A 15,782-nucleotide genomic window follows, 5' to 3' on the forward strand; every position below is an offset into this window, starting at 1 on the left:
CGATAGGCCGGTCTTATCAGTCGAACAGGCTCGATACGGATTCTTCCTGGCTCGTGCGGTTGATCGCTTCGCCGATCAGATTGGCGGCGCTGACGACACGGATATTGTGGGCCGAAAGCACGGCCGTCGTCGGCTGGATCGAGTCGGTGATGACAAGTTCGCGCAGCTTGGAGGAGGTGACGCGCGTGACTGCGCCGCCCGAGAGAACGCCGTGCGTGATATAGGCCGTGACGCTCGATGCGCCCTTGGCAAGCAGGGCCTCGGCCGCGTTGACGAGGGTGCCGCCGGAATCGACGATGTCGTCGATCAGCAGACAGTCCTTGCCCTCGACATCGCCAATGATGTTCATCACTTCCGATTCGCCCGGCCGGTCGCGGCGCTTGTCGACGATCGCCAGCAGGCAGTCGAGGCGCTTGGCGAGGGCGCGGGCGCGCACGACACCGCCGACGTCAGGCGAAACGACCGTGACGTTCTTCTGGTCGTAATTGGCCTTGATGTCGCGGGTGAGCACCGGCAGCGCGAAAAGGTTGTCGGTCGGGATGTCGAAGAAGCCCTGGATCTGGCCCGCATGCAGGTCGAGTGTCAGGACGCGGTCAGCGCCAGCCTCGGTGATCAGGTTGGCGACCAGCTTGGCGGAGATCGGCGTACGGCCGGATGCGCGACGATCCTGGCGGGCATAGCCGAAATAGGGGATGACAGCGGTGATGCGCCGGGCAGAGGACCGCCGCATCGCGTCGATCATGATCAGCAATTCCATCAGATGGTCATTGGCCGGAAACGACGTCGGCTGAACGACGAAGACGTCCTCACCGCGGACATTTTCCTGAATTTCTACGAAAATTTCCTGATCAGCAAAGCGCCGGACGGTGGCCCTGCCCAAGGGAACATTGAGATAATTGCAGATCGCCTCGGCAAGCTGCCGGTTCGAATTCCCTGCGAAAACCTTCATCTTGGTCCGCCTATTTCCGATTTAATAGCCGCGCTTTTACCCAGCTTGCACTCGAATGCAAGGGGTTAACGCCTTCGTTCTTTAACATTTCTGTAAAGAGGCGGGACTATCCACCGCGTGTGGTGCGCCAGGAGTTAAATTCCGCGATGGTTTTCGAGGCAATCTGCTGCATCACGGATGGGGGAACTGCGGTCCAGGGATCGCCCCCCTTCAAGGGTACGCTCTCGTTGCCCTGGATGCGATGGAGCCGCGCGCCGCTATTGTCGAGCACGTCCCAGACATAGGTGACGGTTATGGCCGGGCCGTCCTGGAAGGCGGAGAGATAGCCCTTCAGGATGTAACTGCTGCTGTTGTCCGTCGAACTCTTGATCGTCAGACCATGGGAGCGGGCCTCGGCGCCGAGCTGGCGCGATAGGGGCGTGACGGCCTGAACGGGGGCGCCGATGATCGGCAAAAAGCGGATGCTGCCGTCATCGGAGGAAGAGCTGGGTGGCAGCGACGCCTGCTGCTGCGGCTGCTCTTCCTGCTGCGGCTGATCCTGTGCCTGATCTTGAGCCTGACCCTGAACGGGCGCCTGGTCGTTCAGCCGCCGGTCGGCTTCTTCCTGCTCGTTACTGGGATATGCCTGCTGGTCGCTGCGGGCAGAATATTGAGGCCGGCCGTCTTCCAGGGGTCTCGATGCAACCGGATTATTGCCGCCGTTTCTCAGCGCATCGGCCTGGCTGTCGAGAGTCGAGGAGGAAGAACCCTGGTACCCCTGCTGGTCGTAGCTGGAATGGTAGCTGTCCTGCGTCTCCGAGCCGTAGACCGGCTGCACGGGGGCTGCCGCCATGCGCATCGTGTCGCGCTGGGTGACGGGAGAGGAATTGAAGGAGGACGAGCCGTCACCGACATCGACCTGTGGCGTCAGCGCGTCTGTCGTGTTGCAGGCGGCAAGCAGGAAACAGAGCAAGACGCTTGCCGTTGCTGTTCTAACCACTCCCATCGCCCAGACCCGCCTTTCCTCGCGCCGTGCCGAATTGCCGGAAACCGGCAATTGCTATCGTGCGAGGCAGTCTATGGTATCACCGGTTAAGAAAGTCGAGCGAATGGCGAGAAAGTGCGCTGGGCGCATCGGATGTCGTCAAATAGGTCTGGCCGAGCGTCATGGCGGTGCCGGTGTCGGAATCCATGATGATCATGTGCACGAATAGCGACATGCCCGGCTCGATTTCCTGCGGATTGCCGGCGTGGAACATTTGATGCTCCATCCAGGAAGGGGAGAAGCGGGCGCCGAGCGAATAGCCGCAGGCATTCAGCCGATGGCGGGCAAGGCCGCGTTCGTCCATGATCTTGGCATGCATGTCGAAGACATCGCCGAAGACATGGCCCGGCTTCAGGACGGTTTCGATCGCCTGGATGTTTTCCAGGCAGGCGCTGTAGAGTTCGCGATGGCGGTGTGACGGCTCTCCGACTACCACGGTGCGCATCATAGCCGCATGGTAATGGACATAGGCGCCCGCCCATTCCAGCGTGATCTGGTCATTGGCATCCAGCTTACGACGCCCCGCCTTGTAGCGGCAGAGGAGGGCATCGACACCGGAGCCGATGATATATTCATTGGCGGGATAATCACCGCCGCCGGAAAATACCGCACCCTGCATGGCGGCGAGTATGTCGGCTTCGTCGGCACCGGGTTTGATCAGCGCAAGGGCTGCATCGAGCGCATCGTCTGCAAGCACTGCTGCGCGCTCAATATAGGCGATTTCCGTCGGGCTCTTGAGCAACCGGAGACCGCTGACGAGATAGGAAGCGTCAACGATCTGCCCGAAGGCTGCAAGCTGGCTGTCGAGAAGGCGGGCGACACGACCGGTCATGCCGTGGGTGTCGTATTCGACCCCGATGCGGGCGCCAAGCAAGTCCATTTCAACGAGCAGGTTCTTCAGATCCAGCGTCGGGTCCGCGTTGACGCGGTCGACCCAGATATGGATGTCGTCGATGATGGATGTCTGGCGCGCCTGACGAAGATCAGCAGAGCGCGTCAGCAGCGCCATAGTGCCGTCTGCCTTGACGACCAGTGTCTGAAAGAAGCAATAGCCGAACGTGTCATAGCCGGTCAGCCAGAACATGCTCTCCTGCGCGAAGAGCAGCATGGCATCCAGTTTCTCTTCCTGCATCTTCGCCGTAAGACGGGCCAGGCGGTCGGAAAATTCGCTCCGTTCGAAATGCAGTGCCATTTAGAAAGTATCCTCAATTGCGATGGCGGAAACCTGCCGCCCGTAGTCGGGCTCCTTGGCATGGGTCGTCCGGCGATAGGAAAAGAAACGCTCTTTATCGGGATAGGTGCAGAGGTTGAGGCTTTCGGCCTTGACGCCGGCGGCGCGCAGGCGGTCGACCGTCAAGGCCTGAAGGTCGAACATGGCGTGCCCCGGTCGCTCCGAGGGTATGAAATATCGCTCGTAGCTCGGGTCATAGGTGACAAAGCGTTCCACGAATTCCGGGCCGACCTCGTAATTTGCCTGGCTGATGGAGGGGCCGAGGCAGGCGGTGATCGTCTCGCGCCTGGCGCCAAGCGCGGTCATGGCTGATATCGTGTTTTCTAGAACGCCGGTCAGGGCGCCTTTCCAGCCGGCATGGGCAGCACCGATCACGCGGTTCTCGGCATCGGCAAAGAGGATCGGGCCGCAATCGGCTGCGAGTACGCCAAGCGCAATGCCCGGCGTCGCCGTGACCATCGCATCGGCCTGGGGCCGCGTGCCGTCGTAATCGCCGTTGATGGTAATGACATCGGGCGAATGGATCTGATGGACAGTCGCCAGCCTCTCGACCGGCAAGCCGAACCAGCCGGCGACACGCCGGCGATTCTCATCGACCTTTTCGCGATCGTCATTCGAGCCGAGGCCGACGTTCAATCCACGATAAATGCCCTCGGAGACACCGCCGTCGCGGGTGAAATAGCCATGGCGAATGCTGCTGCCGGAGGTTTCGTTCAGCAGCCTGCTTTCGATCGGAGTCGGCAAGGCTTCGTCCTTCATTATTTGCACGAGGTCTGTGGTAACAGGGGTTCCTGTGGCCGCGTCCATGACGCGCATCGATCGGGCCGGATGTTGGCCCAGCGATGCGCGCTCTGTCAATCCACCGGGCGGAAAGGCATGAGATCGATATTGGTCCCCGATACGGCGAGCACCTTGAAAAGCTCGCCCATCCGGCCTTCGCCGGCGCCTGCAAGGCGATCCACCGCAACCTGGATTGCCTCCTGCACGGTGCGGCTCTGGTCGCGGCCGAGGGCAGCACCACGCTCCAGCAGGCCGAGACCGACCAGGAAATCACCCTGATGGACGCAACCGTTGATATGGACTCCTGATGTCTGGGCGGTTTCGGCCAGATGCTGGAAATCGACATGGCTCGTCAGGTCGGCTTCGCCCGGATGTTCCAGCGGTGGATCGTATTCATGCATGCGCACGGCCTGCAACGTATCGCCAAAGCCGGTGACCATATGGCCATAGTCGATAATGAGCGCCGTTCCACCCTGATCGATCACCCGATCGCAGATGGCGGACATGACCGCCTGCCTGGCGGGCGCGATCTCGAACACGGTGCCGAGCGGCAGCTTCTGCGAGGTTTCCGGCAGGAAAGCGGGGTCGATGCCGGCGACGCCGGCCGCAAAGGTCAGTTCCTCCTCGATGTCCAGCCCGATCATCCGCTCGCGAAAACCGGTCGCGGTTCGGACGAACTGGCGGATCGGGATCGCATCGAAAAGTTCGTTTGCGGCGAGCAGCGTAAAGCCCCGCGGCACGGCGTCGAAATCGCTGTGCCAGTTCACTTTGGTGCCGTGCGGCGCGAGCTTTTCCTGCTGGAGCTCGCTCAACCGCTCGCTGGTCTCGATGAGATGAACGGTCATGTCATCGTAAAGTGCTGGGGCGAGGCGCTGGATCACGCGCAGCATGTCCGACATCATCGTGCCGCGGCCGGGGCCGATTTCGAGCAGGCGCACATCCGCCGGGCTGCCATGCCTCTGCCAGGCATGGACCATGAAGACGCCGATCATCTCGCCGAAAAGTTGGCTGACTTCCGGCGCCGTGACAAAATCACCGGCGCGGCCAAAGGGCTCGCGCGTGCGGTAATAGCCATATTCCGGATCGGCCAGGCACAAAGAGAAGTAGTCTGTCACGCTGATCGGGCCATTGGCGCGGATAATGGCCTTGATCTTTTCCCCCAACGCAGTCGTCATACAATTGCCCCCACGAACAATTTCAGGCGTGCTGTCTGTCGGCGGCGCGACGAGCGCGTGCGATTGCCCAGATGCCGAGGAGAATCATCGGCGAGGACAATATCATGCCCATCGTCAGCCAATCGGTGCCGGCAAGATAGCCGAGTTGGGCATCAGGTTCGCGGAAGAATTCGACAAAAATACGGGACAATGCGTAACCGATGACAAAGATGCCGCTGGTCAGGCCGGGCGTCTTAAGCGATCGGAGGAAACGTGTTGCCACAAACAGAAGCAAAAATAGTGTGATGCCCTCCAAACCGGCTTCATAAAGCTGGCTTGGATGACGCGCGAAAGGTCCGCCTGTCGGGAAGACCATGGCCCAGGGAACGTCGGTGATGCGGCCCCAGAGTTCGCCGTTGATGAAATTGGCGATGCGCCCGAAGAAAAGACCGATCGGCACAACGGCGGCGATGATGTCGAACAGGCTCCAGGCCGGAATGGAATTGCGACGGGCAAACAGGATCATGGCGATCGTCGTGCCGATCAGTCCGCCATGGAAGGACATGCCGCCGTTCCAGATCTGGATGGCGCGGATCGGGTTCTGGATCACGGCGTCCAGATCGTAGAACAGTACATAGCCGATCCGGCCGCCGAGCACGATGCCGAGCGCCACCCAGACGATGAAGTCATCAAGATGGGCAGCCGTCATCGGCGCCGTGTCCTTCGGCCAGAGCCTGCCGTTGGAAACCAGCCTTTTGGCGTACATCCAGCCGACGAGGATGCCGGCGACATAGGCGAGACCATACCAGTGGACGGCAAGCGGCCCTATCGAAAAGGCGATAGGATCGATTTGCGGAAAAGGTATTATGGCGAGGAGGTTAGCGGCTGATAGCAAGATATTGGATCCGTTGATGTCGGCGGAACATGGCGCTGCAATGCAAAACGGTCAAGTCGATTGTATGGCATATCCGCGACTCATCGCCCGCAGTTTCTTAAACCGCTTGCATCCGCACTTCTGAAATCCTAACTCAACACTATGTAACTGTCGGAGCGCATCAAAGCCAAACCGACCCCGAACCGACGGCGCAAGGGAGAGTATCATGACCACTGGAACCAACCGCATCATGGACGAATTCGCCAAGCTGATGACGGATGCTGCAGGGGCCGCGCAGGGCGTCCGCCGCGAGGTCGAGACAGTCTTCAACGCCCAGGCCGAACGCTGGCTGAACAGCATGGATATCGTCAAGCGCGAGGAGTTCGAAGCCGTGCGCGAGATGGCGATCAAGGCGCGCGATGAAAACGAGGCGCTGCTTGCCCGGATCGAAGCACTCGAAGCGCGTCTGGCAGCCGAGGGCAAGTAATCGACTCTCGGTGCACTTTCAAACGGGCGCAACTTGCGCCCGATCTTATTTTATCCTCTGAAAAATACAGTTTTTTTCCTGCCTGTGGACACTGCCAAAAAAGCCAATCGGCAGAGTCGCTTATGACTCCCTCCTGAAACGAAATCGGAGAAGCTTTCCACAGCCTCTGAGGCTAATTGCCCGGGGAGGGGATGGCGCAGGGTGCTTCGCATTATACACTGATTTTAAATGATGATTCGAAACGGACTTGGTAAGCTCCGGGCATGGTGAGTGAGTTAGTCTGGCAGCCGTTCGACGTCATCCCAGTGTGGTCCCGGAGTAAAGGTGTACGTGTCATCTTGTGTGTCGAACACGAAGAAGCGTCATCGATTCCGGTCAAGAAGGTGCTGCATGAGCCTTATGGAAGTGGAAGTAGAACGCCAGTCGAACCCGGTCGATATGATCGAGTTCGTAGCCGCAAACAATGACTGGTCGTTCGAACGGTCAGGCGAAGACGAAATCGCCATGACCGTCGAAGGGCGTTGGGCAGATTACCATGTTTCCTTCTCCTGGATGGAGGAGTTCGAGGCACTGCACATTGCTTGTGCCTTCGACATCAAGGTTCCCGATATCAGGACGAATGAGGTCATCAAGCTGCTGTCCTGCATCAACGGACAGGTGCTGATGGGGCACTTCGACCTCTGGCGGCAGGAGGACATCGTGATCTTCCGGCAGTCGCTGCTGCTTTCCGGCGGCGCTGAACCTACCAATCGGCAGGTGGAAGTATTGCTCTCGAACGCGCTCGATACCTGCGAGGCCTATTATCAGGCATTTCAGTTCGTTGTATGGTCCGGCATGGAAGCCAACCGCGCAATGGAAGCCGTGCTGTTCGAAACCGTAGGCGAGGCTTGATACTGCAATGGCTGCATCCGAGAATCTTTCCGTTTCCGAGCCGATCATTCTGGTCGGTGCGGGTAATATGGGCGGCGCCCTGCTGACGGGATGGCTGAAGAGCGGCGTGCCCGGCTCTTCGATCATCGTCGTCGATCCCAGCCCTTCGGAAGCAACGTTGAAGCTGATCAACGAGGCGGGCGCCCGGCATGTGGCCGGCGCGCCGGGCGGAGTGGTCGCGAGCGTGCTGTTCGTGGCCGTCAAGCCGCAGGTCATGGAGGCTGTACTGCCGGCGCTGAAGAGCACCATCGGTCTCAACACCGTGGTCGTTTCGGTCGCCGCTGGCAAGACGCTGGCATTCCTCGAAAAGCATCTCGGCGAGGCGGCAATGGTTCGCGCCATGCCGAATACGCCGGCGATGATCGGTCGCGGCGTCACCGGCGCTTTTGCCAATTTCAGCGTCAGCGAGAGCCAGCGGCAGCTGGTGCAGGACCTTTTGGCGGTCTCCGGTCCGGTCGAATGGGTTCCGGGCGAGGCGGATATCGATTCCGTCACCGCCCTGTCGGGCAGCGGCCCCGCCTATGTGTTTTATCTCGTCGAATGCATGGCGGAGGCGGGGCGAAAGCTCGGCCTGCAGGCGGACCTCGCCATGCGCCTCGCACGGGAAACTGTCGCGGGGGCTGGTGAACTCCTACACCAGTCCCCCGATGACGCTTCGCGGCTGCGCCAGAACGTGACCTCGCCCGGCGGTACAACTGCAGCTGCACTTTCCGTTCTGATGGCAGAGCGTGGTATGCAGCCGCTGTTTGATGAGGCAATTGCCGCAGCGCGCAAGCGTGCTGAGGAGCTTGCCGGCTGATATAGGAGCTTTCCCTTGGCAGACGAGATCAGCTTTGGCGACTTCGAGCGGGTAGATATTCGTGTCGGCACCATCGTCGAGGCTGAAGCCTTTCCGGAAGCGCGCAAGCCGGCCATCAAGCTGAAGATCGATTTCGGGCCTGAGATCGGCATCAAGAAATCCTCAGCCCAGATCACCGTCCATTATTCTCCGGAACGCCTCATCGGCCGACAGGTCCTCGGCGTCGTCAATTTCCCGCCGCGCCAGATCGGACCGTTTCGGTCTGAAGTTCTGACGCTCGGGTTCGAGGACGAGGCCGGAGCCATCGTCCTCGCCGCGGCCGAGCGGCCGGTGCCAAACGGCAAGAAGCTGATGTAGCCATCAGCTTCAATGAATGTCGCGGGAGACCGGATCGGTGACAATCGGCATCGCGCGATTTTCCTATCAGGCGGGGAGGCGGATGGTGGCTCTCAAGCCGCCACGCGGGCTGTCGCCCAGCGTGACGTTTCCGCCGTGGCTGCGGGCGATGTCCCGCGCAATGGCCAGGCCAAGACCGGTTCCCGAATTGTCGAGATTACGCGCGGCGTCGAGCCGGAAGAACGGCTTGAAGACGTCCTCGCGCGATTCCACCGGGATGCCGGGGCCGTCGTCATCGAAGATCAGCGTCAGCCATTTGGCGCTGTGCTTGGCCTCGATGTTCAGCGTATTGGCGTAGCGGCGCGCATTGGAGGCAAGGTTCGTTACAAGACGGGTAAACGCGTTGGGGCGGACGGATATTTCGTTGTCGCCCTCGATCGAATAGTTCAACACCTTCTTGTGCAGATCGAAATCAGCCTTCAGCTTCTCGAGCAGCTCGGTCAATTTCAGCTCGCCGACATCCTCTTCCGCTTCGCCGCGTGCAAAGGCCATATAGCCCTCCAGCATGCTTTGCATGTCCTCGACGTCTTCGCTCAGACCCTGGAGGTCCGGATTGTCGCCGACAAGGGCAAGCTGAAGCTTGAAGCGCGTCAGAACCGTGCGCAGATCGTGACTGACACCGCTCAGCATAGCGGTGCGCTGTTCCATCTGCCGCTCGATGCGCTCTCGCATCAGGATAAAGGCAAGACCGGCGCGGCGGATCTCATCGGCGCCGCGCGGAAAGAAGTTTTCCAGCCGCTGGCCCTTGCCGAAGCTTTCCGCAGCCCGCGTCAACGCCAGAATCGGCCGGATCTGGCCGCGCAGGAAGAGCACGGCAATGCCGATCAGCACGAGCGAGGTGCCCAGCATCCAGAAGATAAAGATCTGCGTGTTCGAGGCATAGGTCTGGCTGCGCCGGGCAAAGACGCGCAGGACTTTATCCGGCATCTTGATGCGGATTTCCACGAGCTTGGAATCACCAACGGTATCGATCCAGTAGGGCAGATCGATCTGGTCCTTGATCTCGTCGCTGAGAATCCCGTCGAGAATGGAGAAGAACGGCTTCGAGCGAGTAGGCGGGAGTTCGCCACCCGGTTCGATCGAGATCGTCAGCCCGAGCTTGTCGCGGGCAATGCGGGTAATCTCGGTATAATCCGCATCCTGCGGATAGGTCTGGATGATGTCGATGATGCCGGCGATGTCGCGGGTCGTTGCCATGGAGAGGCGTTGCGTCACCATCTGCCAGTGCCGCTCCATGAAAACAGCGGCGACCACGGCCTGCAGGAGCACCATCGGGATGATGATGATCAGGAGCGAGCGCGCATAGAGGCCGGTCGGCAGCTGCCGGCGCAGCCAGCGCCCAAACCAGCGCATCCCCGAGGAGGCGGGGTGTTCACGTTCGCGTCTGAAGGTGTCAAGTATTGCCATCGTTGGGACCGCTGCCTTAGTCGATACTCAAACGATAGCCGATGCCGCGTACAGTCTGAAGCCAGACAGGATTGGCGGGGTCATCCTCGATCTTGCGGCGAAGCCGGTTGATCTGGACGTCGATGGTGCGTTCTCCCACCTCGGCGTCGTTGCCGATCAGCTCATGGCGGGGAATGGTGTCGCCGGCACGCTTGGCAAAGAGCAGCATGATTTCCTGCTCCCGGTCCGTCAGGCGGATGAGCTCGGACGACTTCTTCAATTCCTTGCGGCTCAGCGAGAATGTGTAGGGCCCGAACATGACCTGTTCGATCTTCGGGGCGTCGGCCGGCGCATTGCGTTTCAGGATATTGTTGATGCGCAGAACGAGTTCGCGCGGATCGAAAGGCTTGGAAAGATAATCGTCTGCCCCGGCCTCAAGCCCGGCGATGCGGGAATCGGATTCCGCCAGCGCCGTCAGCATGATGATCGGTATATTCTTGATGTTGCGCAGCGCTTCCGTCAGAACAATGCCCGATTCGCCGGGCATCATGACGTCCATGATGATCAGGTCGAAATCGAGACCTTCCAGCTTACGGCGTGCTTCCGCCCCTTCGGCTGCGACCGTTACCCGGAACCCCTTTTCCATAAGATAACGGTTGAGCAGTGCGCGAATGCGCGTGTCGTCATCGACCACCAGAAGGTGGGCAGCATCGTCGGAAATGGCAGTCTTCGTTGTTGTCATTCAATCCGTCTCGATCTTGTTTCTGTCCCGCATACCCCTCAGAAACTTTTTCACGCTGTCGCGTGCACCGGGCGAGGCATTCTCGAATGCCCTTTCAATACGGCGCGATTGCGGCTCAGCCAGTGCAAGCGCCAGATCGCGGCCCGCCTGGGTCGGATAAAGCTTCCGTTGCCGGCGGTCTTCAGGCCCGGCCACCTGCTGAATATAGCCTGAATCGATCAATTGTTTGAGGACTCTTGCAAGACTCTGCTTGGTGATCTTCAATGTTTCCAGAAGGTCCGCAACGGTCATGCCCGGTTCGCGGTTAACGAAATGCACGACCCGATGATGCGCGCGTCCGAAACCGCTCTTGTCCAGTATGGCGTCAGGATCGGACACGAAATCACGATAGGCGAAGAAGAGAAGCTCGATGATCTCGAAATCGATGATCCCCGTATTCTCCATCGATGTGGCCAGCAGATCCGGTTTCGCTGCTTTCTGGCTCGTGTGTCGCGGCACCTGGCGTTTCCTTTCCTGTTGCGGTCTGACGGCGAAATTTCCGCAAAAATATGTCAGCTTTGTTGACATAAATTTACGCCGCTGTTAGCTTTTGTGCAACTTGTGAAGCCCGGACCCCATGGCCTCGCCCGAGGAAACTAAGCCCGGCTCCGCAAAACTCCAATACAGCAACCGCTTTCCTACACTTGAATGAGTGGATAAAATGCATTGGAGGAAGCAATCAACAGCATGGCGTTCGCGCGCCGGAGGATGGAAATATGGCATCGGTTCCTTTTGACCAATTGGATGGAGAAATCTGGTTCAACGGCGAGTTCGTCGCCTGGAAGGACGCCAAGATTCACGTGCTGACGCACGGACTGCACTATGCGAGCGCCGTGTTCGAAGGCGAGCGCGCCTATGGCGGTCGCGTGTTCAAGCTGACGGAGCATAACCAGCGCCTGCACAAGTCCGCCGATATTCTCGGCTTCAAGGTGCCCTATAGCGTGGAAGAGCTGGATGCGGCAACGATCGAACTCCTGAAGCGCCAGGGCTTTTCCGAGGCCTATGTCCGGCCGATCGCCTGGCGCGGCAGCGAAATGATGGGTGTTTCCGCACAGAACAATCGCATCAATGTTGCTATCGCCATCTGGCAGTGGGGCAGCTACTTCAATCCGGCTGAGAAGCTGAAGGGCATTCGGCTCGATATCGCGGAATACCGCCGCCCTGATCCGAAGACCGCGCCCTGCGCCTCCAAGGCGGCCGGTCTTTATATGATCTGCACGATTTCCAAGCATGCGGCGGAAGCCAAAGGCTATGCCGATGCCATGATGCTCGACTATCGCGGCCAGGTCGCGGAAGCCACGGGCGCCAACATCTTCTTCGTCAAGGACGGCGTCATCCATACGCCGACGCCGGATTGCTTCCTGAACGGCATCACGCGCCAGACTGTCATCGATCTTGCAGAGCGCCGCGGCTACGAAGTGGTAGAGCGGGCGATCATGCCGGAGGAGTTGCCGAGCTTCAGCGAATGCTTCCTGACGGGCTCGGCTGCGGAAGTGACGCCGGTTTCTGAAATCGGTCCTTACAAGTTCACCCCGGCGACGATTTCGGAAACGCTGATGAACGACTACATGAAGGAAGTCTATCCGGCCTCGGCTATCACCGCCGAATAATCTTCTGCATTCTTAAACAGGCCGACGCGGCAGATAGCCTGCCGCGTCGGCCTTGTCGTTCATACGACCGGCCTGCTGCGGCTCATCACAGCGCCGACGATAGCAGACAGAATTCCGCCGCCGATAAGGCCGCCTATTCCGTCCGATACCATCTGGGTAAGGGCAGCTTCACCTCCCACCAAATGAAGAATGATGCCTCCTCCAAGGCCACCTATCGCGCCCGCAATGGTTCGAGCTGCGACGTTGACTGCCTGCTGCTTCAACATGCCGCTTGTCAGATTTCCACCAACTGCTCCGGCAACCAGTTGTGTGATGATAGGTACCAGCGATTCCATGCCTGCCCTCCCTTTCCTGAACGTATCCGTTCAATGTCCCGCGCCTCGCTCTGGAGGCGTGGCCGCGATACTCCCTCGGCAGACGTAAGAGTATCATATTTTAGGATAATTATATATATCGGCAATTATTGCGGGAAATTGGGTGCGCGTGGGCGGCTTCTGTCCGGTTGGGTGCACCAAAACGGGATCGGCCGACGCTGATGCGCCGGCCGATTCTTGTGGATAAACAGCAAGTTGCGTCAATTGTAGACATAGACGATGCGGTGCGTGCCCGGGTCGACCAGAACCTGCTGGCCGTTTATGCGCGTATAGCTGTACTGATAGTCCGGTATGGTGCCTACTCTGACGCCCTGGGGAAGGGTCGCGCCTACCACGACATCTCCCTGCAATTGCACCGCGCTCACCGGATTGCTTTCAACATAGGTGGTGACCGTTTCCGGCGGGGTGATTGCATCGACCTGATCGACCGGCCCTATCAACTCGTCGTTCGGACCCGGCTGTGCTACGTCAGGCGCAACGCTGCCGACACTCATTTCGTCAGTCTGCTGGTAGGTGACCACAGGCACGCCAAGATCGGCACTATGCTCTTGGACCACAACCGGGCTGCCATCCTGTTCAACACTCAAGTATTGGGCATAGACCCAGCCGCGCATGCCGTTTACATCGATCCGGCACCAGCGGCTGCCTTCGATGCAGCCGTCAAGAACTGCGTCCGAGCCGCGCGTTGCCGTGCCGATTGCCGGATATTGCTGGCCGGGGCCTGAACGGACATCGATATCCGTCATCGTCGTGGCTGCCATCTCGGCACGCGCAAGGCCCGCCGTCGATGCGAGCACTACGCCCGCCAGCAGCAGGTTTCGTGTATGGCTCATAGAATTTCTCCCTTAGCGCCTTCAATAGGGGATCAACGTCTCGTGCAGGTTTGAGGTTCCCTTTCACTGCCCGTCATCGCGGGAAGGAGACACAGCGTTCACATATTTATTGCGGAAGAAAGGGCTGTTTCGGAGGCGCTTTGGGGCTATATCCCGCAAGTAGCCATTCAACGCGAGAGACGCTCATGGGCATGCTTCAGGCCGGCATCATTCCGGTGACCCCTTTCCAGCAGAACTGCACGGTCCTGTTCGATCCGGAAACAAAGGAGGGCGTCGTCGTCGATCCCGGCGGGGATGTGCCTGCAATCCTGCAGGGCCTGAAGGACAATGGTCTTGTTATCAAGGAGATCTGGCTGACGCACGGCCATCTCGACCATGCCGGTGGTGCGAAGGAGCTGAAGGAAGCGCTCGGCGTCGATATCGTCGGGCCGCACGAGGACGACCGGCCGCTGTTGCAGCGGATCGAGACCCAGGCAGCGACCTACGGCGTGCAGGGCCTGCAGAACGTGTTGCCCGACCGCTGGCTGAAGGACGGAGACAAGGTTTCTTTCGGCGAGCATGAGTTCGAGGTCTATCACACGCCGGGTCACGCTCCCGGCCATGTCATCTACTTCAACCGGGAACAGAATTTCGCGCATCTCGGGGATGTGCTGTTCAACGGATCGATCGGGCGAACCGATCTACCCGGCGGCAACCATCAGCAATTGCTGGATTCCATTCGCGACAAGGTTCTGCCCTTGGGTGACGATGTCGGCTTTATCTGCGGCCATGGTCCGGGCAGCCGGATCGGCGACGAGCGGCGGAACAATCCGTTCCTTCGCGGTATCTGATGCGCAAACGAAAAGCGCCGCTCGATGAGCGGCGCTTGAAGCAATAACGGTTGGATAATCCGGTGATCAGCCGGCCGTGCAGAAGTGACGCGCACCGTCATAGCCGACATAGGTGCCGGTGCGGCCATCGAACGTCTGGTAGCGGTCCGAGCAATAGCGCATCCACTGCGGCGACCAGGGACGCAGCCCGTAAGCCGGACCCGGATAATAAGCTTCGGCCGGTGCGACATAGACCGGGCGAGGGGCGCGGTAGTAGTAGGGCGGGGGAGGCGGCGGATAATCGCCGTAATAGTAGCCCGGCTCAACATAGCGCGGCTGGCTCGCGATGGCGGAACCAACGATGAGGCCAGTCGCAAGACCCGCAGCGCCGACAGCCCAGCCATTATTGTAATAGCCGTGATGGTGCCAATCATCGGCCGATGCAGGCGAGATCGATGCAACTGCCAAAGCGGCGGCGGCGGCCGATATGAGGATGGATTTGCCGAGCGTATTCATGGGTCCTGTCCTAGAAGTGAAACGGTCTACATCCGTTCCTAGGCTTCGATTATGCCAATCTAGAGGCGACAAGCTGAATACACGCTGAATGACAAAACCCGGCATTTCTGCCGGGCCTCAACTCGAATATGACAGCCTTTAGGGCTCAGCCGGCAATCTGCAGATTGACAGCCTTCGGTCCCTTGCCGCGGCGATCCGGTTCCGTATCGAAGCTTACCTTCTGATTTTCGGACAGACCCGCCAGGCCAGAGGCCTGAACAGCGGAAATGTGAACAAAGATGTCCGCGCCACCCTTGTCAGGCTTGATGAAGCCGAAGCCCTTGTCGGTGTTGAAGAATTTTACAGTGCCAGTCTCGGCCATGCCTAAGGTCCTTTTCTCCCTGCTCGCCATCCACACGAGCAGCATTACTGTCTTAACCCTTGCGGGCGTTTACAGGCAGTTCTCGCAATTTGAGGAAAAGGTCCCCTCTACCTCGGCCGTCACTTCCGAAACGAGTATCTCAAGATCGTTTCCAATGTCGGCTGACCGGAATATTAGCGTTTCCGGCGCGCAACTCTTATAAGGACTTCCCATGCTCATAAAATGCCCGAACGACAGTAAGAGTGCTGTGTTTATTTAAAATTGGCAAGCAAAAGTTTTTTAACGTGTTGTCCGGAGGACACTCGCGAAAGCGGTGCGACATAAGGCGAATCGCAAATTTTCCCACTCCGGCATTCGAAGATTAGGTTTTTGTATCGTCTGCGATATAGTTTTAGTGAAATTTTCTACAATTGTTGGCTTGAACAGGGCGTTTCGGACGAATGGAAAAATTTTCGTTAATGTGGTGCCGCGAGATGCAAAAAGGCCTC

19 protein-coding genes are annotated in these 15,782 nt (G+C 59.2%); 6 read left to right on the forward strand and 13 right to left on the reverse strand.

The annotated features are described in order from the left end of the window. Nucleotides 1-16: 16 nt before the first annotated feature. The 6 genes from EV561_RS07655 to lgt all read right to left on the reverse strand — a co-directional run bounded on the left by EV561_RS07655 (nucleotide 17) and on the right by lgt (nucleotide 6,033). On the reverse strand, nucleotides 17-949 hold the full coding sequence (locus EV561_RS07655) for a ribose-phosphate pyrophosphokinase (protein WP_132519434.1): 933 nt from the start codon (nucleotides 947-949) through the stop codon (nucleotides 17-19). A 106-nt stretch (nucleotides 950-1,055) separates the two neighbouring features. Continuing rightward, nucleotides 1,056-1,934, reverse strand: coding sequence for a hypothetical protein (locus EV561_RS07660; protein ID WP_132519437.1), 879 nt, complete (start codon nucleotides 1,932-1,934; stop codon nucleotides 1,056-1,058). A gap of 79 nt (nucleotides 1,935-2,013) precedes the next feature. Next, entirely contained in the window at nucleotides 2,014-3,165 is a 1,152-nt protein-coding gene (locus EV561_RS07665) for a Xaa-Pro peptidase family protein (RefSeq protein WP_132519440.1), read from the reverse strand. After that, the gene (gene pgeF, locus EV561_RS07670) at nucleotides 3,166-3,963 is read right to left on the reverse strand and encodes a peptidoglycan editing factor PgeF (protein ID WP_132519927.1); all 798 of its coding nucleotides are present in this window, start codon (nucleotides 3,961-3,963) and stop codon (nucleotides 3,166-3,168) included. It lies immediately after the preceding gene. A 95-nt stretch (nucleotides 3,964-4,058) separates the two neighbouring features. Next, nucleotides 4,059-5,159, reverse strand: a complete 1,101-nt coding sequence (locus EV561_RS07675) for a class I SAM-dependent methyltransferase (RefSeq protein WP_132519443.1) — start codon at nucleotides 5,157-5,159, stop codon at nucleotides 4,059-4,061. Nucleotides 5,160-5,181: 22 nt separating this feature from the next. Then, nucleotides 5,182-6,033, reverse strand: a complete 852-nt coding sequence (gene lgt / locus EV561_RS07680) for a prolipoprotein diacylglyceryl transferase (protein ID WP_132519446.1) — start codon at nucleotides 6,031-6,033, stop codon at nucleotides 5,182-5,184. A 205-nt stretch (nucleotides 6,034-6,238) separates the two neighbouring features. Here lgt and EV561_RS07685 point away from each other — a divergent pair, with 205 nt between their 5' ends. From EV561_RS07685 to EV561_RS07700, 4 genes are all read left to right on the forward strand, one after another. Further along, complete coding sequence (locus EV561_RS07685; protein WP_132519449.1) at nucleotides 6,239-6,499, forward strand: accessory factor UbiK family protein; 261 nt, start codon at nucleotides 6,239-6,241, stop codon at nucleotides 6,497-6,499. A gap of 390 nt (nucleotides 6,500-6,889) precedes the next feature. Continuing rightward, complete coding sequence (locus EV561_RS07690) at nucleotides 6,890-7,390, forward strand: YbjN domain-containing protein (protein ID WP_132519452.1); 501 nt, start codon at nucleotides 6,890-6,892, stop codon at nucleotides 7,388-7,390. 7 nt (nucleotides 7,391-7,397) lie between these two features. Next, nucleotides 7,398-8,228, forward strand: a complete 831-nt coding sequence (gene proC / locus EV561_RS07695) for a pyrroline-5-carboxylate reductase (RefSeq protein WP_132519455.1) — start codon at nucleotides 7,398-7,400, stop codon at nucleotides 8,226-8,228. A 15-nt stretch (nucleotides 8,229-8,243) separates the two neighbouring features. After that, a complete protein-coding gene (locus tag EV561_RS07700; protein ID WP_132519458.1) occupies nucleotides 8,244-8,585 on the forward strand; it encodes a tRNA-binding protein in 342 nt (113 codons plus the stop codon). Between the two features lie 66 nt (nucleotides 8,586-8,651). Here the strand turns inward: EV561_RS07700 and EV561_RS07705 are convergent, their stop codons facing one another. Genes EV561_RS07705 through EV561_RS07715 form a run of 3 tightly spaced genes read right to left on the reverse strand, consistent with a single transcriptional unit; the run spans nucleotide 8,652 to nucleotide 11,196 of the window. Next, entirely contained in the window at nucleotides 8,652-10,031 is a 1,380-nt protein-coding gene (locus EV561_RS07705; RefSeq protein ID WP_132519461.1) for an ATP-binding protein, read from the reverse strand. Nucleotides 10,032-10,047: 16 nt separating this feature from the next. After that, the gene (locus EV561_RS07710) at nucleotides 10,048-10,752 is read right to left on the reverse strand and encodes a response regulator (protein ID WP_132519464.1); all 705 of its coding nucleotides are present in this window, start codon (nucleotides 10,750-10,752) and stop codon (nucleotides 10,048-10,050) included. Next, on the reverse strand, nucleotides 10,753-11,196 hold the full coding sequence (locus EV561_RS07715; protein ID WP_245512628.1) for a MarR family transcriptional regulator: 444 nt from the start codon (nucleotides 11,194-11,196) through the stop codon (nucleotides 10,753-10,755). Between the two features lie 311 nt (nucleotides 11,197-11,507). On the opposite strand from EV561_RS07715, the gene EV561_RS07720 reads away from it, so the two are divergent. Then, a complete protein-coding gene (locus EV561_RS07720; RefSeq protein WP_132519470.1) occupies nucleotides 11,508-12,401 on the forward strand; it encodes a branched-chain amino acid aminotransferase in 894 nt (297 codons plus the stop codon). 59 nt (nucleotides 12,402-12,460) lie between these two features. Here the strand turns inward: EV561_RS07720 and EV561_RS07725 are convergent, their stop codons facing one another. Both EV561_RS07725 and EV561_RS07730 read right to left on the reverse strand, forming a co-directional pair. Continuing rightward, entirely contained in the window at nucleotides 12,461-12,736 is a 276-nt protein-coding gene (locus EV561_RS07725; protein WP_132519473.1) for a hypothetical protein, read from the reverse strand. A 239-nt stretch (nucleotides 12,737-12,975) separates the two neighbouring features. Beyond that, nucleotides 12,976-13,608, reverse strand: coding sequence for a DUF1236 domain-containing protein (locus EV561_RS07730; protein ID WP_132519476.1), 633 nt, complete (start codon nucleotides 13,606-13,608; stop codon nucleotides 12,976-12,978). 185 nt (nucleotides 13,609-13,793) lie between these two features. On the opposite strand from EV561_RS07730, the gene EV561_RS07735 reads away from it, so the two are divergent. Next, complete coding sequence (locus EV561_RS07735) at nucleotides 13,794-14,438, forward strand: MBL fold metallo-hydrolase (protein WP_132519479.1); 645 nt, start codon at nucleotides 13,794-13,796, stop codon at nucleotides 14,436-14,438. Between the two features lie 66 nt (nucleotides 14,439-14,504). On the opposite strand, the gene EV561_RS07740 is transcribed toward EV561_RS07735, so the two are convergent. Next, on the reverse strand, nucleotides 14,505-14,933 hold the full coding sequence (locus EV561_RS07740) for a BA14K family protein (RefSeq protein WP_132519482.1): 429 nt from the start codon (nucleotides 14,931-14,933) through the stop codon (nucleotides 14,505-14,507). Between the two features lie 145 nt (nucleotides 14,934-15,078). Continuing rightward, entirely contained in the window at nucleotides 15,079-15,294 is a 216-nt protein-coding gene (locus tag EV561_RS07745; protein ID WP_004116423.1) for a cold-shock protein, read from the reverse strand. Nucleotides 15,295-15,782: the final 488 nt, after the last annotated feature.

Origin of the sequence: Rhizobium sp. BK376 (genome assembly GCF_004341625.1) — a bacterium.
Taxonomy (GTDB): Bacteria; Pseudomonadota; Alphaproteobacteria; order Rhizobiales; family Rhizobiaceae; genus Rhizobium.

Bases quoted from the DNA above. Each gene is read 5' to 3' on its own strand.
- EV561_RS07655 (WP_132519434.1), bottom strand. From the start codon at position 949: ATGAAGGTTTTCGCAGGGAATTCGAACCGGCAGCTTGCCGAGGCGATC.
- EV561_RS07660 (WP_132519437.1), bottom strand. From the start codon at position 1,934: ATGGGAGTGGTTAGAACAGCAACGGCAAGCGTCTTGCTCTGTTTCCTG.
- EV561_RS07665 (WP_132519440.1), bottom strand. From the start codon at position 3,165: ATGGCACTGCATTTCGAACGGAGCGAATTTTCCGACCGCCTGGCCCGT.
- pgeF (WP_132519927.1), bottom strand. From the start codon at position 3,963: ATGAAGGACGAAGCCTTGCCGACTCCGATCGAAAGCAGGCTGCTGAAC.
- EV561_RS07675 (WP_132519443.1), bottom strand. From the start codon at position 5,159: ATGACGACTGCGTTGGGGGAAAAGATCAAGGCCATTATCCGCGCCAAT.
- EV561_RS07685 (WP_132519449.1), top strand. From the start codon at position 6,239: ATGACCACTGGAACCAACCGCATCATGGACGAATTCGCCAAGCTGATG.
- EV561_RS07690 (WP_132519452.1), top strand. From the start codon at position 6,890: ATGAGCCTTATGGAAGTGGAAGTAGAACGCCAGTCGAACCCGGTCGAT.
- proC (WP_132519455.1), top strand. From the start codon at position 7,398: ATGGCTGCATCCGAGAATCTTTCCGTTTCCGAGCCGATCATTCTGGTC.
- EV561_RS07705 (WP_132519461.1), bottom strand. From the start codon at position 10,031: ATGGCAATACTTGACACCTTCAGACGCGAACGTGAACACCCCGCCTCC.
- EV561_RS07710 (WP_132519464.1), bottom strand. From the start codon at position 10,752: ATGACAACAACGAAGACTGCCATTTCCGACGATGCTGCCCACCTTCTG.
- EV561_RS07715 (WP_245512628.1), bottom strand. From the start codon at position 11,196: ATGGAGAATACGGGGATCATCGATTTCGAGATCATCGAGCTTCTCTTC.
- EV561_RS07720 (WP_132519470.1), top strand. From the start codon at position 11,508: ATGGCATCGGTTCCTTTTGACCAATTGGATGGAGAAATCTGGTTCAAC.
- EV561_RS07725 (WP_132519473.1), bottom strand. From the start codon at position 12,736: ATGGAATCGCTGGTACCTATCATCACACAACTGGTTGCCGGAGCAGTT.
- EV561_RS07730 (WP_132519476.1), bottom strand. From the start codon at position 13,608: ATGAGCCATACACGAAACCTGCTGCTGGCGGGCGTAGTGCTCGCATCG.
- EV561_RS07735 (WP_132519479.1), top strand. From the start codon at position 13,794: ATGGGCATGCTTCAGGCCGGCATCATTCCGGTGACCCCTTTCCAGCAG.
- EV561_RS07740 (WP_132519482.1), bottom strand. From the start codon at position 14,933: ATGAATACGCTCGGCAAATCCATCCTCATATCGGCCGCCGCCGCCGCT.
- EV561_RS07745 (WP_004116423.1), bottom strand. From the start codon at position 15,294: ATGGCCGAGACTGGCACTGTAAAATTCTTCAACACCGACAAGGGCTTC.